Origin of the sequence: Mesobacillus stamsii, assembly GCF_030814065.1 — a bacterium.
Classification (GTDB): Bacteria; Bacillota; Bacilli; order Bacillales; family Cytobacillaceae; genus Mesobacillus; species Mesobacillus stamsii.
In genome coordinates this window covers 17169-41449 of sequence record NZ_JAUSUN010000008.1, presented here as the reverse complement: position 1 = coordinate 41449, position 24281 = coordinate 17169, and the positions used below count along the sequence as shown (strand labels likewise).

Genomic DNA, 24281 nt, shown 5'->3' with positions numbered 1-24281 from the left:
TAGAAATCACTAGTAATAGGAAACCGACAAGGAGGCTTTCTGGTGGATAGTGCTAACAAACCGGATGAAATTAAGGCACTGAAGGAAAAAATAGCCGCATTAAAACAAGAAAATTCCTTATTAAAAGAAATCGTAAAAGATCAGAATGAACTCGATGTGGCTGCAAATTCTACTCCAACTGCTTTTAATGAAAAGATTCTCAGCAAAGAGGTTTTAGTAAAAAGCTTATTCCGTGATCGATACCGGATGGAACAGGAAATACGAAAAAACGAAGCAAAGTTCAGGAAAATTTTTGAGAGTTCATATGATGGGATGATTCTCTGGGATGAAAATTGCCAGCAATATGAGATCAATTCCTCTGGTATATCGAAGCTGGGATTGAAGCCCGAAGACCTGGAAGAAAAAAATTTTCGAAGGCTTTTGGTAAGGCTAGGCTTAACCGAGACATTTCTTGATGAAAAAATGGAAGAACTACTGCGAAAAGGAAGGCTGGATGGAAGGATTACGATTCCTTATGATGATGACAGGCTGAGGCATTTAGAATACACAGCCAATCGGCATCTGGAAAACAGTATGAATTTGATAAACTTCAGGAATATTACGGAAAAACTCGAAATGGAAGCACAGCTGCAAAACTCCGACACTTTGAATATACTAGGAGAATTGGCAGCCGGAATCGCCCATGAAATTCGCAATCCAATGACAGCACTCAAAGGATTCATCCAGCTGCTAGAAAATAGTTCTGGTGACCAATATTCTCTTTATTTCCAGGTGATCAAGTCTGAATTGCAGAGGATTGACTCGATCATTAATGAGTTTCTCATTCTTGCCAAGCCTCAGGCTATTAAGTATGTTAGAGAAGATATAGCGAAAATCATGAAGGAAACGGTTGATCTACTGACAGCGCAGGCTGTTCTCCATGACGTTCAATTCAAGACATTTTATGACGACAGTTTACCGAAGCTTTTTTGCGAACCAAATCAAATAAAAAAAGTGTTTATCAATATCATAAAAAACGCGATTGAAGTCATGCCAAAAGGTGGATTCGTATACATTGAAGTCAGTAACGCACCAGGTAATAAAATACATATTTCCATTAAGGATGAAGGAGAGGGAATCTCCGCTGCTAACATGGAAAAGATTGGGGAACCATTCTTCACAACAAAAGAAACCGGAACAGGTCTCGGACTAATGGTTAGTTTCAAAATTATGGAAGAACATAGGGGCACGATCGAAGTGGAAAGCGAACTGGGACAAGGGACTACTTTTCATTTGTATTTGCCAATCACTGAAGGAACATCTGATTAAAGGATCATTAGATTCCGATTTAACGAGTTGCATATAAAACTGACGGAGTCAACCATTTGAAAAAAGAAGAGAAGGTGGAAACATTGACCGATCAGAACATCGAAAGGCAGAAAGTCATTGATAATTTCATGACAAAAGACGGCAAATTAAAAAATATACCCGCCCAACGGAAGAAGAAGCTGATGGTTTTTGAATACATGGTCCGTGGTTTGGAAGCAGATAAGAAATACCCAGAAAAAGAGCTGAACGAGTACATTAAAAAGTTTCATGACGATTATGCTACCATCAGGCGGGAATTCATCATCCATTCCTTTATGAATCGCGAAAATGGGATTTATCAATTGAACTCGGAAGAAATGTGGGAAAAACCGGAGTGATGGATCTATCTTCGCCAATAAAACTGCTACAGATTTAGGGAAGCGAGAATTGTCTAGCTCCAGCGCCTAACTCCCCGAGACGTTTCAGTCCTACAAATGAAGTCAAAGAATGACTTCACCGGTCGGCCGTCCGATGATTACAAGAAGCTATCTGATCGGTTTCGTTCGAGTGGCTTTTATCAGCAGGAAGCTGACAGATAAAAGATTGTTCGTCTAACAAAAAAAAGACCACAGTTCATGCTATGGTCGAATCAGTACAGCTTTTGGTTTAGAACAAATTTGGAAATAGCCACAGCAGACCATGCGTATGCTATTTTTTTTGTGAAAATATAGAAATCAACTTGACGATGGCGAATACGATGGTGAATATAACCAAAGCCATAATTCCTAGCATAATCAAAATGACGGGCCAATTAATATTGGACAACATTAAGCAAAACCTCCTCGCCTTCAGCCATTACATTAAATGTATGGTTAGGATCCACACCAGAACGGTTACTAACCAAAAATTTTGTCGAATAAAAAAATATTTGAAATGAAAATTGTCTAATTTTGCGATTCTATTTACATTTTCACAAGCATTTGCAATACTTCTTCAAGTAATCTATTTTTTTGTAAGGCAAAAAGTAGTAGAGGAGAAAATAGAAGTGTACCAAATGCTAGATGCTTTAATGGACGAAATTAATCGCGTCCGGGAAATGATGATAACTGTTGCCCTCGAAAATGGATTCACAAGTGATGAAGCAGTACGTTACAGTCAGGAACTTGATACTTTGATTTATGAATATCAAATATTATGCAGGAAGATAGGTTTGCAGCGAAAAAAAACAAATATTCTGTACAGACAGGCGCTCCTGCTTACCAAAAAACGATCTATCCTGTCACAGGCATACTAGTTCAATGGATATTAGGCCACCGCTTATCAGGCGGTGGTTCCATCTTAGGCTAATTCTACCATACCACCAATGAGATCTCCGTTCTAATAAAACATTTATAGAACAAAAACCTGCAATAATTTGCTCAAAATTTCACGATAATTTGGTTTTGTGTGATTTTTATCATATTTTTATTCGCTTCTTTTCTATATTTTTAACATAGAAAGGTTTCTATCATCACGATACAACACTCCCCAACAACTTATTGATCAATTTTGCTCCATGACAAGCCAATGCTGCCCGAAAAGGAGCGGTCCATTACGGTCGCAGAAAGCCTAAAACTGTGAATGATGCTTATCAAAGCTGACATCCTCACATCTTTGTTTTTCACTTTTTTTCTTGTTGGTACTATGCTTGTAATGTGATACATATATCGTATTACATGCATTTTATTTTTAATAGGCTGTAATGGCTGAATAATTCTTCACAGAAGAAGAAACAGTCAATATTGCCGTTCATAAATCGTTGTTTTCTGATGTACTCGTTCCTTCCATTTTTGATCGACGAGACTAACCTTATAAAGAAGAACGATCTATACAGAAAACAGCCAAAAGTAATCGCTTACAATTAAAGGAGGGAAAAGGAGAATATGCACATTGTTGTATGTGTCAAACAAGTGCCCGACACAAAGATTATTAAAATCAATCCGAAGACGAACACTCTGGACAGGAGGAGTGCACCTGCGATATTGAATCCTTATGACGCCCATGCTGTTCAGGAAGCTGTAAAAATCAGAGAGAAAACAGGTGGTACCATTTCCGTTTTGTCCATGGGGCCGCCACAGGCAGTCGCTGTCATCAAGAAGAGCGTTGAAATTGGCGCAGATCAAGGTTATTTGATCTCCGACAGAGCGTTCGCGGGTGCCGATACACTGGCTACAAGCTATGCTCTGGCAAAAGCGCTCGAGAAAATTTCACGGCAGCAGCCAATCGACCTTGTCCTATGCGGAAAGCATGCAATAGATGGGGATACAGGTCAAGTAGGTCCAGGAATTGCCCGGCGTCTTGATATACCGCCAATCACAAATGTTATCGAAGTTTCCGAGGTTAATAAGGAAGACAAAAAAGTGCTTCTTAAGCGGAAGCAAATCGACGGTTATGAGGTCCTTCAATCACAGCTTCCTTGCTTATTGACAGTGGAAAAAGAAATTAATGCCATAGAGTATGCACCGATGCCAAACATGATCAAGGCAGCCAGGTATGAACCAGTAATATGGTCCGTGAACGATCTTGCGGATGTTGATAAAACACAGCTTGGACTAAAAGGGTCTCCAACGATTGTCGGAAAAATGTTCAGTCCTCCTAAGCTCGAAGGTGGAAAAAGATTGGAAGGAAATCCGGATTCTCAAGTAGAGCAGCTGATGGAAATCTTGCTTGAACGAAAAGATTTATTGAAAGTAAATACAGCCAACTCTTGATTGCGATTTTTAAGGGGGAATAAAAGGATGCAAGAAGAAAACCAGGGAGTCTGGGTATTCATTGAAGTAAATGACGGAAAGATCGAAGGAGTGTCGCTGGAATTATTGGGTGCGGGCAGAAGGCTTGCAGACAAGCTGGAAGTTCCGCTTTCAGGGGTGATGCTCGGCGAAGGTGTTTTGCCTTTAGCCAACGACGTAATATATGCCGGAGCAGACCAAGTTTATGTTGTAGACCATCCAGTCTTGAAAGATTATCGGACTGAATCGTTCATGAAGGGAGTTTGTATACTAGCAGAAAAATACAAACCCGAAATATTCCTTTATGGTGCGACACCAAATGGAAAGGATCTCGCCAGTGCGGTTGCAACCGATTTAAGCACAGGGTTGACAGCAGATACGACGATGCTGGACGTAGATGCGGAGAAAAGGTTGTTGGAAGCAAGCCGTCCGGCATTTGGCGGAAACATCATGGCTACGATTCTCTGCAAACAACACCGGCCGCAAATGGCTACCGTACGCCCAAAAGTTATGAAGGCTATCGAGCCTGATCGAGACCGTAAAGGAATCATCATCGAAGAAGAACTGGAACTTAAGGAAGAAGATATGCGCACAAAAGTGCTTCAAATTGTGAAGGACGTAACAAAAAAAGCGAACCTTGCTGAAGCACATGTCATCGTCGCTGGCGGAAAAGGAATGGGCGATATCCAAGGCTTTCAGTTGATTCACGAACTAGCAGAAGTCATTGGCGCGAGTGTTGGCGGGACAAGGGATGTCGTAGAAGCAGGCTGGCTGAAGCATGAGCAACAAGTTGGCCAGACAGGTGAAACGGTAACTCCAAAAATTTATTTTGCCATCGGCATATCCGGGGCAATTCAGCACGTGGAAGGGATGAAAAACTCCGAGTTGATCATTGCCATTAACAAAGATCCGAATGCACCAATTTTCGATGTCGCTACTTATGGCATAGTCGGTGATGCATTGGAAATTGTTCCAAAGCTGATCAAGCAGTTCCAGGAGCTCAGCATAGAGAAAGGCGGGGAAATGAGCTATGTCTGAAAAATTTGATGTCATCGTCGTAGGAGCTGGCCCTGCTGGCACATCATGTGCCTTCAACTGCGCCAAAAACGGTTTGAAAACATTATTGATAGAACGAGGGGAATATCCAGGATCAAAGAACGTTATGGGCGGGGTCCTCTATCGAAAACAGATGGAAGACATCATTCCTGAATTCTGGAAGGAAGCGCCATTGGAAAGGCCAGTTGTAGAACAGCGTTTCTGGATGATGGATAAGGAATCGGTTGTCCAGTTTGGTTACAAAGGTCTCGAATGGGCAGAGGAACCTTATAATAATTTTACCGTCCTGCGGGCACAGTTTGACCAGTGGTTTGCAAAGAAAGCAGTCGATCAAGGCGCTTTATTGATAAATGAAACAGTTGTTACCGAATGTATCGTTGAAAATGGCAAGGTCGTAGGTGTCAGGACCGACCGCCCAGATGGAGAAGTATTTGCAGATGTTGTTGTGCTGGCAGACGGAGTTAACTCCCTGCTTTCCAAACAACTCGGCTTTCATCGGGAATTTCGGCCAGATGAGGTTGCCCTGACCGTCATGGAAGTCATCAATCTTCCAAAGGAAAAAATAAATGATCGCTTCAATCTAGAAGGAAACCACGGTACGACGATTGAGATTTTTGGTGATTCCACACAAGGAAATTTAGGCACTGCCTTCCTTTATACAAACAAAGAAAGTTTGAATATCGGAGTAGGAACTACGCTTTCTAGCATGATCAAAGCAAAGCTAAAGCCATATGAGCTGCTCGACTATTTGAAAAAGCATCCAATGGTGCGTCCCTATCTGGAAGGGGGAGAGTCTGCTGAGTATCTTGCCCACTTGATTCCCGAGGGAGGCTTTCATTCCGTGCCGAGAGTTGCCGGCAACGGAGTGCTTGTCGTAGGAGATGCTGCCCAGCTGGTCAATGCCATTCATCGTGAAGGATCAAACATGGCGATGGCATCTGGACAAATGGCTGCGGAAGCGATTGTTGAAGCCCAAAAAGATGGCGACTTCAGTGAGCGTAGCCTGAATCGTTATAAAGAAGCATTATTCGGAAGCTTTATCATCAAGGATCTTGAAAAGTATAAGGATGCTGCACATACCTTTGAAACATACCCACAATACTTCAAGGAATACCTGCCAATGATGAACAAAGCAATGAGCAAATTCTTCACAGTAGATGGGACATCTAAGAGAGAAAAACAAAAGGAAATCATGCGTAGTGTGACGGCTGAAAAAGGATCCTTTAAGGTCATGCAAGATATCTATCGTGCCTGGAAGGCGGTGAAATAATGTCAACAACAAACATCGAGGAAAAACAATTTCTTTTAAGGTTTAAGTGTGACACGAAATCGCATCTGACCATTCTAGACCATGACGTCTGCATGACACAGTGCCCTGATAAGCTTTGCACCGTATTTTGCCCTGCAGAGGTTTACAAATGGGAAGGAATACGAATGCAGGTAGGCTATGAAGGTTGCCATGAATGTGGAAGCTGCCGGATTGGCTGTCCGTACCAGAACATCAAATGGGAGTATCCAAAAGGCGGCCACGGAATTGTGTTTAGGCTCGCATGATTAAGAAACCAACAAAAGCTGGCGACTAACTTAAAGGTCGCCAGCTTTTTTATAGTATCAGAATTTATATGTTTACCCTTTTTTGTAATTGCGGGAAAATTGAGGCATGTAGCCAAATATTCTTAAACGAATCTTTTTTGTTGATAGGTACGAAGGAGAAAAACGTCTCGAGGAGTCAGCGGCAAACGGCTTGCCTAAGCGTTGAGCTATGTGCTAATGCTAGACAAATTTATTTTGACAGGTTTGAGGGTGTAGAGCAAAAAGTTGTCAAGAAAGCCCCGTTATTTTGACAGGTTTGAGGGTGTAGAGCGAAAAGTTGTCAAGAAAGCCCCGTTATTTTGACAGGTTTGAGGGTGTAGAGCAAAAAGTTGTCAAGAAAGCCCCGTTATTTTGACAGGTTTGAGGGTGTAGAACGAAAAGTTGTCAAGAAAGCTCCTTTATTTTGACAGGTTTGAGGGTGTAGAGCGAAAAGTTGTCAAGAAAGCCCCGTTATTTTGACAGGTTTGGGTGTTGCGAGCGAAAAGTTGTCAAAAAAGCCCCTTTATTTTGACAGGTTTGAAGGTGTAGAGCGAAAAGTTGTCAAGAAACCCCCGTTATTTTGACAAGTTTGGGGGTGTAGAGCGAAAAGTTGTCAAGAAACCCCCGTTATTTTGACAGGTTTGGGGGTGTAAAGCGAAAAGTTGTCAAGAAAGCCCCGCTATTTTGACAGGTTTGAGGGTGTAGAGCGAAAAGTTGTCAAGAAAGCTCCGTTATTTTGACAGGTTTGAGGGTGTAGAGCAAAAAGTTGTCGTCAAGAAAGCCCCAAAAAAACCGGTCCTGTGAGGGTTTGGGGTGAAATTATTTATTTGGATAGTTAGGCGCGGTTGCTATCGGAATAGGTTTGAGCGAAGCGAGGAGGAGGCTCACCTGTCACCCCGCGGAAAGCGAGTGTCTGGAGTGGAAATCGATTATCAGCCAAACCAAAAAGGACCGGGCGGTTTTTGCCCGGTTTTTCTTAATTTTTTTTCTTGAAAGATAAGCAACCATAAAAACCCCTTCGAGAATGGTCCAGCTCCAGCGCTTGTCGGGGCTCACCAAGGCGCTTGCGCTTTTCGTATCGTGAAATAAGAACTTAATAGGGGATAGAGCATTAGTTAGTTTACGAAGAAATATTCTATTTTCATCATATGTATGTTCATTCACAAGTGGGTTCAAAAAAGAGTGAAGCTAAAGCGGTGGGGTTCAAGGGGGGATTAACCGATTTTTTCTTGATGGCTCATCGAGTGCAGTTCCTCATTGCGGATTTCTTTTTCTAATTTCCGGGCTTCATCGAGGGCATCATCAAACCGGTCCAATTTTTCCGATACATACACGGGTTTGCGGGCATCATAGATTCCCGAAGAATCCGATTGATAAATGATAACATTCCATTGGTAAAAATTTTTGCCTTCTTCCTGATGACCCTGCAGTCCAATCATTAAATGGGTAGTGAACAGGTCTGGCTGGATGCCAAGAAAAGATTCCTGGTCACTAAGCTCCGCGGGGACAAGTGATTTCTGATAAAAATCGCGATAGAAAGAGGTCTGCAATCTACAATCACTCCTTTTTTAAAAGATAAGAGAGTATAAAATTCACTTCGAGAATGGTCCAGCTCCAGCGCCTAGCCCCTCGAGTCGCTAGTCTAGTGTCGCCTCCTAGAAACTGCGAAACTTCAACTCCACCGGCTGAAGCAAAAAGCGCTTCTTCCGTTGGAGTCTCCAGTTTCTGCGTTTCTGGGCGGTCGGCTATACTTTTCGGTTTCGGTCCGCACAATGAAGTCAAGGAACGACTTCACTGGTCGGCCCTCCGAGGCACAGGATGTGCTAGATCCGCCAGCCACAGGACGTGGCGTTATCGGTGGGCAGCGCTTGTCGGGGCTGATCAAGGCGCTTGCGCTTTTCCTTTCAGCTATAACTTCATTATATGTAATGTTTATCGAAATTTGAAGGCTAAATATCAAAATTTTAGAAAATTTAATATTTAGCCATGCTGCTTTTCATTTATGGTTAAAGAAACGGTGGTGGAGAGGAACAGAAAATTCTCAGCTGTTCCACTCTGCCAATTCCCGATCTGATGGAAGGAACACCGTTAGAATTCCTAGCAGTGGCAGGAAGCCGACAAAGATTATCATCATTGGAAGCCCAATCATGTCAGCGAGATAGCCAAGCCCGACAGAACCAACTGCTCCCATACCAAAAGCCAATCCGACAGTCAGCCCGGCCATTGTTCCGATTTTTCCGGGAACAAGTTCCTGGGCATATACAACCGTAACAGAAAAGCTCGACATCAGAATGAAACCACTAATGGTCAAAAGGAATATAGCAACTGGGAGCGGCATAAATGGGATGATTACCGACAATGGTGCAGTCGCAATCATGGAAAGGAAAATGATTTTCTTCTTTCCAAATCGATCAGCGAGCGGTCCGCCAAAGAATGTTCCGAACGCGCCTGCAACAAGAAAAGCAAACAGGAACAATTGTGCTTCTTTAATCGAAAGACCATATTTGTCAATCGCATAAAAAGCATAGAAATTTGTCATGCCAGAAATATACCAAGACCTTGCAAAAATTAAAAATAAAATCAGGATAAGAGCCATCTTGACATTTTTCGAAATGCCTTTATTGATCTTTGTGGTGGCTTGTCTAGTTCTGGCGGCAATTTTTTCAAAGTTCAATTTACGAGTATACCATGTTGCTATATAGACAAGCAGAGCTACAGCAATGGCAGCTACAAATGTAAACCAAATAGCACCGAATTGCCCAAGCGGTACCAATATTAACGCCGTGATCAGCGGTGCAAGTGCCTGTCCGGAATTCCCGCCAACCTGATAGATGGACTGTGCCAATCCTCTGCGCGAGCCTGCTGCCATATAGGCAACACGTGACCCTTCTGGATGGAAGACAGCTGATCCAAGGCCGATAAATAAAACAGAAAGAATCACTAGCTCAAAACTCGATGCAAAAGCAAGGCCTAACACCCCGAACATCGTGGAGGTTAGGCCAAGCGGAAGCGCAAACGGCCTCGGCTTTTTGTCTGTTGCCATCCCAATTACTGGCTGAAGGATGGAAGAAACAATATTCAAGGAAAAGGCGATCATTCCCAGCTGAGTAAAGGAAAGGCCCATCGATTTCTCAAGTATAGGGAACATCGCCGGAATGACGGCCTGAATCGAGTCATTCAATAAATGGACCAATCCGATGATAAAAAGTATTTTATATGCTGTTGTATTTGGGTTTGGCGCTTTAGCGCTGATAGCAGCTGCTGTTTGACTCATGTTTGTCTCCTTTGAAATTTATTTCGGTTTCCTACATATCATTCTATAAAAAAATCTCGAAAAAGAAAAGAATAGCTTCTTAATATAGGTCTACTATTTTTTACAAAAAAAACACCAGAGCAATTGCTGCTGGTGTTTCCTGTTTTAGATTTAACCTTTTGCAATAGGTTGTGATTTTTACCAGCCACGACTTGCGCCGCCGCCGCCGGACGATCCGCCACCACCGCCGCGCGGACCGCCACCACCGCCTCCGCCTCTTGAAATGATCGACAATAGCAAATAGGTAAGGGTACCACCAAAGAACATAAAATCGAGGATGACCACACCGACTACGATAATGATCAGCAGCCAGGAAGGGATGGGGAAATCCTGTTGCTTTTGGGTGGTGGGTGCGGCACTCCCGTATTCATTCGTACTTGACAGCTCATTTGCGAGTGCCTGATACGTATTTATTACTGACAGATTAGGTTGACCGTTTTTTAAATAGGGAATTGCATATTCGTCAATGATTCTCCCTGCTTTTCCATCGGGAAGAACCCCCTCAAGTCCATAACCAACTTCAATTCTGATTTTCTTCTCCTGCATGGCGATAACAAGCAATACGCCATTATCGTTTTCTTTCGTCCCAAGGCCAAATTTACGGTATGCCTCAACCGAGTATTCCTCGATGCTGCTCTCACCGATCGAATCAATGGTTAGGACAGCAATCTGTGAAGTTGTCTCATCATCTACCGCACGGCCAATGGTGCGTAACTGAGTTTTTTCCTCTTCACTTAATACATTTGCGAAATCCTGAACATATATATCTCCAACAGGTGCCGGTATCTCATTTGGTGCCGCGATTGCACCGGATGGAAGCAACATGAGCAGGATGCCGAATAGCGCTGCTAATCCGGAGAATCTTTTCGGGATCATCATCAGCCTCCGAAGTTAACCTCGGGAGCATCCTGTGCCCGAGGGTCTGCTTTAAAATATTCCTTTTCGTTAAATCCAGTAATGTTTGCGATTAGGGCACCTGGGAATTGTTTAACCAATTTGTTATAAATGGATACCTGGTCGTTGTAATCCTTTCTTGCTACAGCTAGTCTGTTTTCTGTTCCGGCAAGCTCATCCATCAATTGGGTGAATTGTTGATCTGCTTTCAAGTTTGGATAATTTTCGACGACCACTAGCAATCTACTCAGAGCTCCTGATAATTCATCATTTGCAGTCGCCTGTTCTTGAGGTGTATTTGCGCCGGCAAGGTTTGCACGGGCATCGGAAATGGATTGAATTACCTCTTTTTCGTGTGCGGCATACCCTTGGACGGAATTCACAAGATTAGGAACCAAATCAAGTCTTCTTTGCAGCTGGTTCTCTATTTGGGCATATGATTGATTGACATTTTCTTCTTCCGTGACAAAGTTGTTGTAACTGCCAACTCCCATCATGATAAAAATTCCAAGTACCACCAATAAACCGATAACAATTGCTAAACCTTTTTTCATTTGAGACACTCCCAATTCTCTATTCTAGGCTTGTGTTGCAACAGAATGCATGAAATTTCCCTGCAATTTGCACTGATGCCAGTATTTTTCCCTTATTATACAGGATTTTAACCTTTTTGTAATTGTTTTAGCGTTTTGTTCAGAGAATGAACAGGAATAGTTTTTCTAATTCGTGAATTCAGATATACTCTAATTAGGGAATAGTCGTTTAAGGAAAAGGAATGAATTTGCGTATGAACATGGAGATAGAAAAATCTTTAAAATTATTTATTGTTTTGTCCCGGGCTTATCGGGCAGTTAATGAAAAAGTGAATAAGGTTATTCAAAAGAATGGCCTGAATCCAACAGAGTTTGCCGTGCTGGAGCTTCTTTACCACAAAGGGGAGCAGCCGCTTCAGCAAATTGGCGGAAAGATTTTACTTGCAAGCGGCAGTATCACCTATGTAGTGGATAAGCTTGAAGAAAAGGGCTACTTAAATCGAGTAGCATGCCCAAAAGACCGAAGGGTGACCTACGCCCAAATTTCTGAAGATGGCAAAAAATTAATTGAGGATATCTTTCCGGAACACAGCGCCTTGATTCATGAATTGATGGACAGCCTGTCAGATGAGGAAAAAGGTACTGCAATCGAGCTGTTAAAAAAATTAGGGCTTTCTGTAAGCAAGTATTAACATATTTTTTCGGAAAGTCACAGGAAAAACAGCGGTGTCCATAGAATAGATGTCAACGGGGTGAATTTTCACCCTAAAAAGATAAAGGGGGATATAAGATGAGGTTTGAGGAATATACATATACACGGCCGAATCTGGACGAAGTCACTGCTAAATTCGATCGGCTGCTGGAACAATTCAAACAGGCAGAATCAGTTGAGGAACAAAGTGTAGCAATGGACGGAATCAACGGGCTGCGAAACGATGTGGGGACCATGTTTAACCTATGTTATATTCGTCATTCGATTGATACTGAGGATGAATTTTATAAGCAAGAACAGGATTTTCTCGATGAACTGGCTCCAGAGGTAGAAGGTCTTGTGACAAAATATTATGAAGCACTTGTGTCATCTCCATTCCGTGCCGAGCTTGAAGCAAAATGGGGCAAGCAGCTGTTTGCGCTTGCTGAGGCACAATTGAAGCAATTTTCTCCGGAAATTGTTCCTTTGATGCAAAAGGAAAACAAACTTTCGACGCAATATACAAAGCTTGTTGCATCAGCAAAAATCATGTTCGAGGGAGAAGAAAGGACGCTCGCTCAGCTTGATCCTTTTACAGAGTCAAAAGATCGTGAAACGAGAAAAAAAGCCAGTGAAGCGAAATTCGCCTTTTTCTCTGAGCACGGGGAAGAGTTTGATCGTATTTATGACGAATTGGTAAAAGTAAGGACAGAAATGGCCCATAAGCTTGGCTACCAAAACTTTGTCGAGCTTGCTTATTATCGGATGTTTCGAACAGATTATGACAGCAGCATGGTTGCGGCTTTCCGTGACCAAGTATATAAATACATCGTACCGGTAGCGTCGAAGCTAAAAAAACGCCAGAAAGATCGAATTGGTGTCGATGAGTTGAAATATTATGATGAGCCATTCGATTTCAAGACGGGGAATGCAGCACCGAAGGGAAGCCCTGAGTGGATCATTGAAAACGGGCAGAAGATGTATGATGAACTTTCGGCTGAAACGGGTGAGTTTTTCCAATATATGAACGATAACAATCTGATGGATCTCGTTGCCAAGAAAGGGAAAGCCGGCGGCGGTTATTGCACATATATTGAAAACTATAAGTCACCGTTTATTTTCTCGAATTTTAATGGCACATCCGGAGATATTGATGTTCTGACACATGAAGCAGGACATGCCTTCCAAGTATTCTCAAGCCGTCATTTTGAGATTCCGGAGTATAACTGGCCCACCTATGAGGCATGTGAAATTCACTCCATGAGTATGGAATTTTTCACATGGCCGTGGATGGAGTTATTTTTCAAAGAAGATACCGATAAATACAAATTCTCTCACCTGAGCAGCGGTCTGTTGTTCTTGCCATACGGAGTATCGGTTGACGAATTCCAGCACTGGGTTTATGAAAATCCTCAGGCAACACCTGCGGAGAGAAAACAGCAATGGCGCAAAATCGAGAAAAAATATCTGCCGCACAAAGATTATGATGGCAACACATATCTTGAAGAAGGTGGATTCTGGCAGCGTCAGGGCCATATTTACAACTCGCCATTTTATTATATTGATTACACGCTTGCCCAAATTTGTGCATTCCAATTCTGGAAGCGTTCAAGGGAAAACAAGGAAGAAGCCTGGAAAGACTACGCGCATCTATGCATGCTAGGCGGAAGCATGGCTTTTACTGAATTGGTGAAGGAAGCGAACTTGATTTCCCCATTCGAAGAAGGCTGTGTCGAGTCAGTAATTGACGAAATCGACAGCTGGCTAGATTCAGTCGACGACAGCGCACTGTAAAAACAAAGAAACAAAGAGAGTCCAAACTGCGCCAAACTTGATGGAAATCCAGTTTGGCGCAGTTTTTTTTGTTTAGGTCCTATCCCTTATTGGTGCCCGCTTTTTGATAATCAGAGGAAAAAAGGTCATCAATAAACATCGTTGGTGCCATTCCAAAACAAAAGCCCGCATTTTAGTGCGGGTTTCAAATTTTTACATGCTTCGTTCTTTGTTCATTTGTCTATTCCAGGTTTTAAAAAAACCCGAAGTTACAAAACCTCGGGCATACGATAAATACTTATTTTTGCTTGATGATAATCTCGTCCTTTTCCATGACTGCTTCCAACTGGTTTGCTTCTGGTGCTTCGAGGATGAAGTCTGCGATGGAATCCTCTAGTTGTTCCTGGATGGAACGACGCAGTGGACGGGCACCGAATGCTGGGTGGTATCCAAGCTCCGCAAGCTTTGCCTTCACTTCCATTGTCACTTCGAGGGTGATGTTCTGCTCTGCAAGTGTTTCTTTCAGTTCTGCTAGCATCAAGTCGACGATCTGGAGCAGATGTTGCTTCTCAAGAGACTTGAACTCAATGATACTGTCGAAGCGGTTCAGGAATTCTGGCTTGAAGAATCCTCCTAGTGAATCGAGAATGCTTGATTCATTGACAGCAGTATTTTGACCAAAGCCTACCTTGATGGTTTTGTGTCCGACACCTGCGTTGCTTGTCATAATGATGACGGTGTCTTTAAAGCTTACTGTTCGGCCTTGGCTGTCAGTTAGGCGGCCATCTTCGAGGATTTGCAGGAACATATGCTGTACATCTGGATGAGCTTTTTCAATCTCGTCCAGCAAAATGATGCTGTATGGGTTGCGGCGTACTTTTTCCGTCAGCTGGCCAGCTTCATCATGGCCTACATAGCCTGGAGGTGAACCAATCAGCTTGGAAACACTGTGTTTCTCCATATACTCACTCATGTCGAGACGCACCATTGCATCTTTTGAACCAAAGAGTTCCTCTGCCAAAGTCTTGGATAGTTCAGTCTTACCGACACCGGTAGGACCGACGAACAGGAATGAGCCGATTGGACGGTTCTTTGATTTCAGACCTGCCCGGCTACGGCGAATTGCTTTGGCCACTTTTTGCACAGCATCTTCCTGCCCGATGACTTTTCCATTCAGGTTGGCAACAAGATTTTTCATTTTTTCCTGCTCGTCTTCCTGAAGCCTGCCGACAGGAATGCCAGTTTTCTTCTCGATGATTTCCTGGATGTGCGTTACCTTGACTACAGGTCGCTCAGCATTGCCATTTTCACTGAGTGCTTTCTCAAGCTTCGCTTCCTCATCCCGGAGCTTGGCAGCAGTTTCATAGTCTTCCTGCTTTAAAGCTGCTTCCTTTTCCTTCGCAAGTTCAGCAAGGCGGCTTTCAGCATCATTAATATTTGGATAATCAGAAATCAAATTTAGCTTGGATCCTGCTTCATCCATCAGATCAATCGCTTTGTCTGGAAGGAAACGATCCTGGATGTATCGGTGAGAAAGCTGGACACATGCCTTGATGGCTTCATCGGCAAAAACTACCTGATGGAAATCCTCGTACTTGGTCTGGATTCCCTTTAAGATTTCGATTGCCTCATCGACAGTTGGTTCTAATACATGGACAGGCTGGAATCGTCTTTCTAAAGCTGCATCTTTTTCAATTTTGCGGTATTCCTTCAGGGTTGTTGCACCGATTACTTGAAGTTCGCCGCGGGCAAGCGCTGGCTTCAGGATATTGCCTGCATCCATAGAACCTTCCGCAGAGCCTGCACCTACAAGCTGGTGAATTTCATCAATGAAAAGAATGATGTTTTTGCGTGCCTGCAATTCAGAAATCAATTGCTTCATTCGTTCCTCGAATTGACCACGGATTCCGGTGTTCGATACGAGGGAAGCGACATCCAATAGATAAACTTCTTTATTCTTCAGTTTTTCTGGCACATCAGCCTCGACAATCTTCAAGGCAAGGCCTTCAGCAATTGCAGTTTTTCCTACACCGGGTTCACCGATGAGCACAGGGTTGTTTTTATTTCTTCTATTTAAAATTTCAATCACACGTTTTACTTCTTCATCCCGACCAATAACGGGATCAATCAAGCCAGTCTTGGCGATTTGAGTCAGGTTTCTGCCAAATTGGTCAATCAAGCCGTTCCCGCCGCTGGCTGTCTTGGGGGCAGCAGCAGATGGATTGAAAGGTGCCTGATTCATATTCCCAGAGAACTGTTTGAACATATCATTAAACGGTGAACCGCCAAGTCCGGTAAATCCGGACATCGGGCTGCCAAATGTGGCACCTAATTTTTCTTTCTCTTTTTGGTAGCAGTCTTCACAGAGCATTAAATGCTTCTGGTTCCCATTAACATTTACCTTTAATTGAATATTTGCATGTTTTTCCTGGCAAATTTGGCAAAGCATTTAAATTCCTCCTTCAAATTTTTCATTTAAAAAACCAAAGATGAAGTTGACTTTGACTATCTTTGATCAATTTATTTATAGTATACTTTGACCTTCTTTGACTTTCAAGAGTTTTGCCTGGGGAATTTCTTAGTAATTTTTGGTCATAAATGGTTTTTCTTTATTTGAATGCTTCCTATTACTGTCGATTCCAAATAGCCATAATTTGCCCATTAAAAAAGCTCGTCATGGTTTGTCTTTTCCAACATATATTGAAAAAGAGAGAGGGGGAACGCTTTGAAAACGAATTGGGGTGCTGCCTTTCAAATCGCTGCAGTTTATGTCGGCACAGTGGTGGGAGCTGGCTTTGCGACCGGGAGGGAAATCGTTGAATTTTTTTCCCGTTTTGGCATTTTTGGACTGCTTGGAGTCTTCATCGCTGGTTCCATTCTTACTTATATGGGGTCTAAATTGATGCGCATGGCAGCATCGATCGGGGCTCATTCGTATGAAGAAATGAATGTGCATTTATTCGGGCGATTTTTTGGAAGAATCATTAATGTATTGATGCTGTTCATGCTTCTTGGTGTGTGTGCCGTTATGCTTTCTGGGGCTGGAGCGGTATTTGAGGAACAGCTTGGTTTAACGAAATCGCTAGGAATTCTTGTAACGATTGCCTTGTCACTTGGTGTGATGATCGTAGGCCTAAAGGGTGTTTTTGCCGTTAACACCTTTGTCGTTCCAATGATGATTTTGTTTAGTTTGATTTTATTTTCCCTTTCCGTTCGATTGCCTGGATTTTTCGAACAGATTGTTTATATTCCTTATGCAGAGGATGGATGGAAAGCGGTGATTGGTCCATTTTCCTATACCGCTCTAAACCTGTCACTTGCCCAGGCAGTGCTGGTGCCAGTTGCAGCCGAGATAAAGGACGATCAGACAGTTAAGTGGGGAGGGATTATTGGAGGCATTGCTTTGACAGTGATTTTGCTTTCAAGTCACTTGACTTTGATAATGCTTCCAGGATTTGATACATTCGCAATCCCGATGGCGGTAATCATGAAACAGCTGGCAGCCGGCCTTTATTGGATTTTTGTCTTAATTGTATATGGTGAGATTTTCACTTCTGTAATCGGCAATATTTATGGTCTCGAAAGACAGATTCAAAAGCATCTTAAACTTCCTAGCATGCTAATCGTCTCTTTTCTCTTCCTGATCTGTTATTTCATCAGCTTGATTGATTATGGAACACTGCTTTCGTTCCTGTATCCGGTATTCGGCTACATTAGCCTAGTATTTATGGTTTTACTGTGGATGAAACCTGTCCATTTACAAAAGCGACCATAAAAAAAGAAGGGGATTCCCCTTCTTTTTTTAATTTTGTTGTTTCATGATTGTCTTCGCCATTTGGATAAAGGCATCCCGATGGTCGGCACCTTCTTTTGTGAAGAGAGTTAGTTTTAGAGGCTGTTCTTCATTTTTAATAAGGTAGGTGGTAATATTGTCTGCTCCGTTTTTTGTTTCCATACCCCAAGCGTTGCTGAAAAATGCGTCGTCCGGCATTGCCGTTTCTTTTACCTCAGCTCCGGCAGCAGAAAGCTGTGCCTTGGCATTTTCTTCGGCCCTGGCCCATTCTGTATCTGCTGGAAGCAATTCGATCCTCATAAAGATACTGTCATCCTCAGTCAGCATTAGAACATCCTTGTTAGGTTCTTCTGCAGTCCATTCATATTCAGGCAAGACGTACATGGAGTAGTTTTGGTTATCGCTATTCTTAAGAAAGCCGGTTTGCTGTTTCTGTTCGCCGTTCAAAGTATAATCAAGGTTCTGTTCGAGGACCCGAATCGAACCTTCTTCCTTTTTCTTATCCTGTTCCGCTGCGGGCTGCTCTTCCTTTGAAGCTTCTGGCGCAGATGCCTGCTGTGATTCCGGTGTCTGGTTCGCCGTTTTATCAGACTCCGTAGCGGATCCACAGCCAGTGAGCAAAAGTGTTGATAAGCCGACGAATATGAATGGTTTTCTCCATTTGTTCATGCCGAATGTCCTCCTGTCATTTCATTTGCTGTTTTCTACCATACTAGACGAAAATAAAGAATCAATGTTACAATCCTTTATCAAAATAACATGGACAAGTATTTTCGGCAATAATGAAAAGTACCTACTAAACCAATTGCTGAAGAAATTCTTACAGGCTGGAAGGGCTTCCAAAAAAAGCAGCCAAGATTACTTTTCATTCGTATATTAATAGGCTGTTTCTTTTACAATTTTATAGTGTTTATGATTGATTACGGTCCGCTGGTCTAATTCCAAGTCTCTGAAATTGCTCATATAGGTTAAATCAACAATTACAGAATTTTCATTGACTTTTTCTACAACTCCCTGTAATCCTTGTTTGAATTCGACAACATTTCCAACTTCAGCTTTTATCATATAACTCGCTCCTTCGTCATAGTTCGAATTACTAACATTTTGCCTTAAAAATTTCGAGGCGTAAAGGAAAATCTGTTGTAAATTGTAAATGTTCACGAAATTTACAAATGTAAAAGTTAGAAAATTCAATTTTATAATTTATTATATAGAATAATAACCTTTTGAGCCAGGTTTGAATCAACCAAATTTGCAAAAGAAAAAATAGGAGATAAAATAGTTTTATCGATTTGTTGTAAGGAGTGTGAAATATGGACAAGGAACAGGCGGAGAGAATGCTTGAAAACTTGAAAAGCAGAGAGGTGGAAGAAATCTTTGTTGCTAAGCAAGACTTTATGGTTTTTCGTGAAGCAATTGTGAAGCGGGATGATTTTAAGCATTTCAGAGGAATAGCCCAAAGAGGCGGAGATGTTATTTATCGATATATGGATAAACCAAGGAGCTGAACTCAAGAGTCAGGAAGTTTTTCCTACCACTTTTAGGACAATGATAGTAAAATGGTAACATATACTGTGGGGTGAACGCAGATGGAAACTGTATGTTGCATTAATATAAAAGAAGAAATCGAACAAAAACGAAAAGAAATGATTTCTTTGGCAAAAGAAACCGGTTTTCACAGCGTTCAGACCATATCAGTAAGCCAGGAACTAGATCGGCTGTTAAATATGTTGCAGGAGGATGTGAATGCATTTTCAAAGCGCCGTATACGCGGCATATAACGAATATTCTTTTGTCAATATCGTTACAATGAAAACGTTTTATGCAAAAAAATGAAGAAAACCTTAAAAAAATAACGTTTTTTCGTTGTCTAATGATAGGGTGAAATGCTATTCTTTTGTGTGGGATGCCAATCCATGTTTACGAGGAAATGATTGGAAATTGTATATGGTGTGAATGAACAGCATAAATGGGTAGAATAGAAATATCATTTTGACCAGGAAGCATTTAGTTCGGAAGGCATCATGTATATCATCTAAACCATCTATTTTAATTTAAAGGAGATTGATCTAATATGTTACAAAAACAATTTAAGGTTGTTGCTGAAACAGGAATCCACGCTCGCCCTGCTACAGTACTTGTGCAGGCTGCAAGTAAGTTTGATTCAGAAATTCACTTAGAATATAAAGAAAAAAAGGTTAACCTTAAGTCTATCATGGGTGTAATGTCATTAGGAATCGGGCAAGGCGCTGAAATCGCGATCACTGCTGAAGGAAGCGACGAGCAAGATGCGTTAAATACACTTGAAGAAACACTTAAAAGAGAAGGTTTAGCAGAATAATGGGCTTTCTCCGAGGAATTGCTGCTTCAAATGGCATTGCCATCGCCAAAGCCTATAAGCTTGTCGAGCCAGATTTTTCGTTTGAAAAAAAATCGGTAGATGCACCTGCTGAAGAGATTGCACGATTTCAAACAGCGCTTCAGACGGCAAAAGCTGAGCTTGAAAAAATCCGCGACCATGCTGGAAAGGCTTTAGGTGCAGATAAAGCAGCAATTTTTGATGCACATCTTCTCGTATTATCTGATCCAGAACTGATTTCACCCATTGAAGATAAAATCACCACTGAAAATGTCAATGCAGAACAAGCATTAAAAGAAATTGGGGACATGTTTATTAGCATGTTCGAGTCCATGGACAATGAATACATGAAAGAACGCGCCGCTGATATTCGCGATGTAACGAAACGTGTGCTTGCCCATCTGTTGGGAATTCAGATCCCGAATCCAAGCATGATTGCCGAAGAAGTAGTGATTGTTGCGGAGGATTTGACTCCATCTGATACTGCTCAGCTAAATCGCCAGTTTGTAAAGGGTTTCACAACCAATATTGGCGGGCGCACTTCTCATTCCGCAATTATGGCTCGTTCTATGGAAATTCCTGCGGTTGTTGGTACGAAGGTAGCTACGGAAGAAATCAATAATGGCGATCTCATCATTGTGGATGGATTAAAAGGCGAAGTTCATTTTAATCCTACACCTGAGATGCTGGATGCGTATAAACAGATACAGGAAGACTTTGAGAAGCAAAAAGCAGAGTGGTCCAAGCTTGTTAATGAAAAATCAGTAACAGCAGATGGCCATCATGTTGAGCTTGCTGCCAACATCGGGACACCGAAAGATTTAAAAGGGGTAGTCGAAAATGGCGGGGAGGGAGTCGGACTATACCGTACAGAATTCCTTTATATGGACAGGGACCAGCTTCCTACCGAAGAGGAACAGTTTACAGCATACAAGGCTGTTCTTGAAGGAATGGAAGGCAAACCAGTCGTGGTCCGTACTTTGGATATTGGCGGAGACAAAGAGCTCCCATATCTTAACTTACCAAAAGAAATGAATCCTTTCCTTGGTTTCAGGGCGATCCGTCTTTGTCTCGAGGAAGTAGAAATTTTCCGTACGCAATTACGCGCGCTGTTGCGTGCCAGCGTTTATGGCAATCTAAAGATTATGTTCCCAATGATTGCTACTATAAATGAGTTTCGGGAAGCAAAAGCGATGCTCGAAGAACAGAAAGCTAAGCTTGAAGAGGAAGGCATCGAGGTTGCCGCTCACATCGAACTAGGAATCATGGTTGAAATCCCTTCCACTGCAGTTTTAGCGGACCAGTTCGCCAAGGAAGTGGACTTCTTCAGTATCGGAACAAATGACCTAATTCAATATACGATGGCTGCCGACAGGATGAACCAGCAGGTCTCTTACTTATATCAACCGTATAATCCATCGATCCTTCGACTGGTGAAAATGGTTATCGAGGCAGCACATAAAGAAGGAAAATGGGCAGGCATGTGCGGCGAAATGGCTGGAGACGAGACTGCGATTCCAATCCTGATTGGACTTGGACTCGACGAATTCTCCATGAGTGCTTCTTCTATTCTGAAGGCACGCTCTTTGATCAGAAATCTGAACAAAGCCGAGATGGAAAAGCTTGCTTCTGAAGTAGTGAACATGAGCACGACAGAAGAAGTAGTCGAAGCAGTAAACAAATTCGTCGCTTTGTAATAAAAATGTAACAAAAAAAATGTTTTAATCAGTGGAAGACGGGAATAAAACAGTAAGCACTTTGGTTAGACTACTGAAAGTAAGCTAATCATTCTCATTTTCCCCCAGACCTTTGTCGGCTGTTCATCAGCCGGCATTTTTTTTTTGAAACTCGTTAAGTGATGGCCGAGATTAATTTCTCGGCCTATTAAAATTCTAATGGTAGAATAGAATTACTATTTAGTTAAAAATAAAACGAAAGAAGGAGTACATATGCTTTCCAAAGAAAATACAGTTATTGGCTTCATTGGAACGGGTGTGATGGGGAAAAGCATGGCCAGCCATCTGCTAGAAGCAGGCTACCAGCTTACGATTTTTACCAGAACAAAAGAAAAGGCAGCTGAATTACTAGAAAAAGGTGCGATCTGGTCACAGTCAACAAGGGAGCTTGCTCAAAGAGCAGACGTTGTTTTTACAATTGTCGGTTATCCATCAGACGTGGAGGAAGTATACCTAGGAGAGGATGGGCTGATCGCAAATGCAAAACCAGGCAGTTATCTCATTGATATGACAACATCTACTCCATCCTTGGCAAAGAAAATTCATGAAAAAGCAAAAGAAAAAGGAATCCATGCGATTGATGCTCCAGTTTCTGGGGGGGATGTCGGTGCTCGTGAAGCCAGACTTGCAATTATGGTCGGCAGCGATGAGCAGGATTTTCAGGAAGTGGAACCACTGCTTTCGGTACTCGGCACGAATATAGTTCATCAAGGAGAGCCAGGTGCTGGCCAGCACACAAAAATGGCCAACCAGATTGCAATCGCTTCGAATATGATTGGTGTTTGTGAGGCAATCATCTACGCTGAAAAGGCGGGGCTTGATCCGGAGACCGTTTTGAAAAGCATTTCTACCGGTGCTGCTGGCAGCTGGTCATTGTCTAATTTGGCTCCAAGAATGATCGCAGGCAATTTTGAACCTGGTTTCTTCATCAAGCACTTTATCAAGGATATGAAAATCGCCCTAGATGAAGCGAAACGAATGGACATGGAAGTGCCTGGCCTCTCGATGGCGCTTTCGATGTATGAGCACCTAGCGGAGAAAGGCGAAGAAAACAGCGGCACACAGGCGCTTTATAAATACTGGAAACAATCATAGTAAATTGAAAAACATAAGGGTATCTTTCGGCAAGAAAGATGCCCTTATGGAGGTGGGAATGCCTGCGATGATCAGCAAAACCAAAAAAGGACCGGGCGCCGTTTGCCCGGTTTTTCTTACAAAATGAGAATGATTCAGCTCCGTCCGCTTTTCATTTGATGGAAAGTAGATATCCTTCCAAGCGGTCAAGCCCTTCTTTTAGCGTGTCCATTGAATATGCATAGGAAAGACGGAAATACCCCTCTCCAAATTCAGAAAAAGCACTCCCAGGAACAACTGCCAGCTTTGCTTCGTTGACTAAATCCATGCAAAAATCAAATGAAGTGATATTGATTGCCGGAATTTTAATGAAGAAGTAGAATGCTCCTTCAGGCTTGATGACTTCAAGGCCCATGGATTGGAGTCTTTTGAATACATAATCGCGCCTGATGGCATACTCCTCTTTCATTGGCAATGCGTCATCAACCCCGTTCGTCAAAGCCTCTAACGCAGCCATTTGTGAAATTGAAGTTGCACAAGTCACATTGTATTGATGGACTTTCAGAATATGCATTGTCAAATATTCAGGAGCGAAAAGCATTCCTATCCGCCAGCCTGTCATCGAGTGGGATTTGGAAAGTCCGTTAATGACAATTGTCTTTTCCTTCAAAAATTGCGCAATCGATACATGCTGCTGTTCGTAAACCAGCTCACTATATATTTCATCAGCCAGGACAAAAATATCCTTGTCAATCAGCAGGTTTGCAATTTCCTGAAGTTCTGGCTCCGTCAAGCTGACCCCGGTAGGATTTGATGGGTATGGAAGAACGATGCACCTTGTTTTTTCGGTAATCAGGCTCTCGATTAGTTCGGCAGTCATCCGGAAGTCCGTGTTCCTGATATCCGCATAGATTGGAGTGGCCCCGCAAAGCTTGATGATCGGTTCGTACCCTGGATAAACTGGTCCGGGAAGAATCACTTCACAGCCTTCATCCAGGATCGTCCTGAAGGTGATATCAATCGCCTCACTTGCTCCTACTGTGATGATTGTTTCATGTTCGGCTGAATATTCAATATGGTATTTCTTTTTATAAAAATCCGCTGCAGCTTGTCTAAGCTCTATTAGACCGGCATTATGAGTATATGTAGTGAAATTTAAGTCTATTGCCTGCTTGCCTGCTTCTTTCACATGTTCAGGCGTTTGGAAGTCAGGCTGTCCGATCGTCAAAGAAATCATATCCTCCACATGGGCAACCATGTTGAAAAATTTCCTAATCCCTGATATCTCGATATTTTTAACCCGATTATTAATTAAATGCTCCACGTATGACATCCCTCCAATGATCCTTTCTATTTTACCATATGCTGCAAATAGTATGTCGCTAAAATATCCACTTTCTATTTTACCAAAGCCTTTTGCTTAAACGATTAG

Annotated in this window: 22 protein-coding genes and 1 pseudogene; 15 read left to right on the top strand and 8 right to left on the bottom strand. The window is 42.3% G+C overall.

The window, feature by feature from the left end:
* Nucleotides 1–42 precede the first annotated feature (42 nt).
* The 7 genes and pseudogenes from J2S25_RS08490 (at nt 43) to J2S25_RS08460 (ending at nt 6665) form a co-directional block, all read left to right on the top strand.
* Nucleotides 43–1308, top strand: a complete 1266-nt coding sequence (locus tag J2S25_RS08490) for a PAS domain-containing sensor histidine kinase (RefSeq protein ID WP_128721542.1) — start codon at nt 43–45, stop codon at nt 1306–1308.
* A 113-nt stretch (nt 1309–1421) separates the two neighbouring features.
* Nucleotides 1422–1685 (top strand): annotated as a pseudogene (locus J2S25_RS08485) (DUF2087 domain-containing protein); the annotation flags it as partial.
* 656 nt (nt 1686–2341) lie between these two features.
* Nucleotides 2342–2581 carry an aspartyl-phosphate phosphatase Spo0E family protein gene (locus tag J2S25_RS08480; protein ID WP_044394249.1) on the top strand — a complete coding sequence of 80 codons (240 nt, stop codon included), beginning with the start codon at nt 2342–2344 and terminating at the stop codon, nt 2579–2581.
* A gap of 628 nt (nt 2582–3209) precedes the next feature.
* Nucleotides 3210–4037 (top strand): electron transfer flavoprotein subunit beta/FixA family protein, encoded by an 828-nt coding sequence (locus J2S25_RS08475; protein ID WP_044394203.1) that lies wholly within the window; start codon nt 3210–3212, stop codon nt 4035–4037.
* A 27-nt stretch (nt 4038–4064) separates the two neighbouring features.
* A complete protein-coding gene (locus J2S25_RS08470) occupies nt 4065–5093 on the top strand; it encodes an electron transfer flavoprotein subunit alpha/FixB family protein (protein ID WP_307191680.1) in 1029 nt (342 codons plus the stop codon).
* A complete protein-coding gene (locus J2S25_RS08465; RefSeq protein ID WP_044394201.1) occupies nt 5086–6381 on the top strand; it encodes an FAD-dependent oxidoreductase in 1296 nt (431 codons plus the stop codon). The genes J2S25_RS08470 and J2S25_RS08465 overlap by 8 nt, the downstream gene beginning before the upstream one ends.
* Nucleotides 6381–6665 (top strand): ferredoxin family protein, encoded by a 285-nt coding sequence (locus J2S25_RS08460; RefSeq protein ID WP_044394200.1) that lies wholly within the window; start codon nt 6381–6383, stop codon nt 6663–6665. Before J2S25_RS08465 ends, J2S25_RS08460 begins: the two co-directional genes overlap by 1 nt.
* A gap of 1232 nt (nt 6666–7897) precedes the next feature.
* On the opposite strand, the gene J2S25_RS08455 is transcribed toward J2S25_RS08460, so the two are convergent.
* From J2S25_RS08455 to J2S25_RS08440, 4 genes are all read right to left on the bottom strand, one after another.
* Nucleotides 7898–8233, bottom strand: a complete 336-nt coding sequence (locus J2S25_RS08455) for a hypothetical protein (protein WP_044395952.1) — start codon at nt 8231–8233, stop codon at nt 7898–7900.
* A gap of 491 nt (nt 8234–8724) precedes the next feature.
* A complete protein-coding gene (locus J2S25_RS08450) occupies nt 8725–9957 on the bottom strand; it encodes an MFS transporter (protein WP_044395102.1) in 1233 nt (410 codons plus the stop codon).
* A 177-nt stretch (nt 9958–10134) separates the two neighbouring features.
* Nucleotides 10135–10875 (bottom strand): TPM domain-containing protein, encoded by a 741-nt coding sequence (locus J2S25_RS08445; protein WP_044395105.1) that lies wholly within the window; start codon nt 10873–10875, stop codon nt 10135–10137.
* Nucleotides 10875–11444, bottom strand: a complete 570-nt coding sequence (locus J2S25_RS08440) for a LemA family protein (protein WP_044395108.1) — start codon at nt 11442–11444, stop codon at nt 10875–10877. Before J2S25_RS08440 ends, J2S25_RS08445 begins: the two co-directional genes overlap by 1 nt.
* Before the next feature lie 233 nt (nt 11445–11677).
* On the opposite strand from J2S25_RS08440, the gene J2S25_RS08435 reads away from it, so the two are divergent.
* Entirely contained in the window at nt 11678–12115 is a 438-nt protein-coding gene (locus tag J2S25_RS08435) for a MarR family winged helix-turn-helix transcriptional regulator (protein WP_044395110.1), read from the top strand.
* Nucleotides 12116–12213: 98 nt separating this feature from the next.
* Nucleotides 12214–13908: a M3 family oligoendopeptidase gene (locus tag J2S25_RS08430; RefSeq protein WP_307191679.1), complete on the top strand. Its 1695-nt coding sequence runs from the start codon at nt 12214–12216 to the stop codon at nt 13906–13908.
* Between the two features lie 277 nt (nt 13909–14185).
* Here J2S25_RS08430 and J2S25_RS08425 read toward each other — a convergent pair whose 3' ends face one another.
* Nucleotides 14186–16336 (bottom strand): ATP-dependent Clp protease ATP-binding subunit, encoded by a 2151-nt coding sequence (locus tag J2S25_RS08425; protein WP_307191678.1) that lies wholly within the window; start codon nt 16334–16336, stop codon nt 14186–14188.
* Between the two features lie 276 nt (nt 16337–16612).
* On the opposite strand from J2S25_RS08425, the gene J2S25_RS08420 reads away from it, so the two are divergent.
* Nucleotides 16613–17662: a YkvI family membrane protein gene (locus tag J2S25_RS08420; protein ID WP_044395117.1), complete on the top strand. Its 1050-nt coding sequence runs from the start codon at nt 16613–16615 to the stop codon at nt 17660–17662.
* 27 nt (nt 17663–17689) lie between these two features.
* Here the strand turns inward: J2S25_RS08420 and J2S25_RS08415 are convergent, their stop codons facing one another.
* Together J2S25_RS08415 and J2S25_RS08410 are read right to left on the bottom strand one after the other, a co-directional pair.
* Nucleotides 17690–18349, bottom strand: coding sequence for a DUF8580 domain-containing lipoprotein (locus tag J2S25_RS08415; RefSeq protein ID WP_307191677.1), 660 nt, complete (start codon nt 18347–18349; stop codon nt 17690–17692).
* Between the two features lie 207 nt (nt 18350–18556).
* Nucleotides 18557–18745, bottom strand: coding sequence for a YkvS family protein (locus J2S25_RS08410; RefSeq protein ID WP_044395125.1), 189 nt, complete (start codon nt 18743–18745; stop codon nt 18557–18559).
* A 248-nt stretch (nt 18746–18993) separates the two neighbouring features.
* On the opposite strand from J2S25_RS08410, the gene ykzS reads away from it, so the two are divergent.
* From ykzS to J2S25_RS08385, 5 genes are all read left to right on the top strand, one after another.
* On the top strand, nt 18994–19188 hold the full coding sequence (ykzS, locus tag J2S25_RS08405; protein ID WP_307191676.1) for a protein YkzS: 195 nt from the start codon (nt 18994–18996) through the stop codon (nt 19186–19188).
* Between the two features lie 81 nt (nt 19189–19269).
* A complete protein-coding gene (locus J2S25_RS08400) occupies nt 19270–19461 on the top strand; it encodes an aspartyl-phosphate phosphatase Spo0E family protein (protein ID WP_307191675.1) in 192 nt (63 codons plus the stop codon).
* Nucleotides 19462–19754: 293 nt separating this feature from the next.
* On the top strand, nt 19755–20021 hold the full coding sequence (locus tag J2S25_RS08395) for a phosphocarrier protein HPr (protein ID WP_044395131.1): 267 nt from the start codon (nt 19755–19757) through the stop codon (nt 20019–20021).
* Nucleotides 20021–21736 (top strand): phosphoenolpyruvate--protein phosphotransferase, encoded by a 1716-nt coding sequence (gene ptsP / locus J2S25_RS08390; protein ID WP_307191674.1) that lies wholly within the window; start codon nt 20021–20023, stop codon nt 21734–21736. The genes J2S25_RS08395 and ptsP overlap by 1 nt, the downstream gene beginning before the upstream one ends.
* Nucleotides 21737–21988: 252 nt before the next feature.
* On the top strand, nt 21989–22870 hold the full coding sequence (locus J2S25_RS08385) for an NAD(P)-dependent oxidoreductase (RefSeq protein WP_336623592.1): 882 nt from the start codon (nt 21989–21991) through the stop codon (nt 22868–22870).
* Between the two features lie 151 nt (nt 22871–23021).
* Here J2S25_RS08385 and J2S25_RS08380 read toward each other — a convergent pair whose 3' ends face one another.
* Entirely contained in the window at nt 23022–24173 is a 1152-nt protein-coding gene (locus J2S25_RS08380; RefSeq protein WP_307191673.1) for an aminotransferase A, read from the bottom strand.
* Between the last annotated feature and the right edge of the window lie 108 nt (nt 24174–24281).

Bases quoted from the DNA above. Each gene is read 5' to 3' on its own strand.
- J2S25_RS08480 (WP_044394249.1), top strand. From the start codon at position 2,342: ATGCTAGATGCTTTAATGGACGAAATTAATCGCGTCCGGGAAATGATG.
- J2S25_RS08400 (WP_307191675.1), top strand. From the start codon at position 19,270: ATGGAAACTGTATGTTGCATTAATATAAAAGAAGAAATCGAACAAAAA.
- ykzS (WP_307191676.1), top strand. From the start codon at position 18,994: ATGGACAAGGAACAGGCGGAGAGAATGCTTGAAAACTTGAAAAGCAGA.
- J2S25_RS08475 (WP_044394203.1), top strand. From the start codon at position 3,210: ATGCACATTGTTGTATGTGTCAAACAAGTGCCCGACACAAAGATTATT.
- J2S25_RS08440 (WP_044395108.1), bottom strand. From the start codon at position 11,444: ATGAAAAAAGGTTTAGCAATTGTTATCGGTTTATTGGTGGTACTTGGA.
- J2S25_RS08395 (WP_044395131.1), top strand. From the start codon at position 19,755: ATGTTACAAAAACAATTTAAGGTTGTTGCTGAAACAGGAATCCACGCT.
- J2S25_RS08430 (WP_307191679.1), top strand. From the start codon at position 12,214: ATGAGGTTTGAGGAATATACATATACACGGCCGAATCTGGACGAAGTC.
- J2S25_RS08425 (WP_307191678.1), bottom strand. From the start codon at position 16,336: ATGCTTTGCCAAATTTGCCAGGAAAAACATGCAAATATTCAATTAAAG.
- J2S25_RS08445 (WP_044395105.1), bottom strand. From the start codon at position 10,875: ATGATGATCCCGAAAAGATTCTCCGGATTAGCAGCGCTATTCGGCATC.
- J2S25_RS08470 (WP_307191680.1), top strand. From the start codon at position 4,065: ATGCAAGAAGAAAACCAGGGAGTCTGGGTATTCATTGAAGTAAATGAC.
- J2S25_RS08410 (WP_044395125.1), bottom strand. From the start codon at position 18,745: ATGATAAAAGCTGAAGTTGGAAATGTTGTCGAATTCAAACAAGGATTA.
- J2S25_RS08460 (WP_044394200.1), top strand. From the start codon at position 6,381: ATGTCAACAACAAACATCGAGGAAAAACAATTTCTTTTAAGGTTTAAG.
- J2S25_RS08450 (WP_044395102.1), bottom strand. From the start codon at position 9,957: ATGAGTCAAACAGCAGCTGCTATCAGCGCTAAAGCGCCAAACCCAAAT.
- ptsP (WP_307191674.1), top strand. From the start codon at position 20,021: ATGGGCTTTCTCCGAGGAATTGCTGCTTCAAATGGCATTGCCATCGCC.
- J2S25_RS08435 (WP_044395110.1), top strand. From the start codon at position 11,678: ATGAACATGGAGATAGAAAAATCTTTAAAATTATTTATTGTTTTGTCC.
- J2S25_RS08385 (WP_336623592.1), top strand. From the start codon at position 21,989: ATGCTTTCCAAAGAAAATACAGTTATTGGCTTCATTGGAACGGGTGTG.
- J2S25_RS08415 (WP_307191677.1), bottom strand. From the start codon at position 18,349: ATGAACAAATGGAGAAAACCATTCATATTCGTCGGCTTATCAACACTT.
- J2S25_RS08465 (WP_044394201.1), top strand. From the start codon at position 5,086: ATGTCTGAAAAATTTGATGTCATCGTCGTAGGAGCTGGCCCTGCTGGC.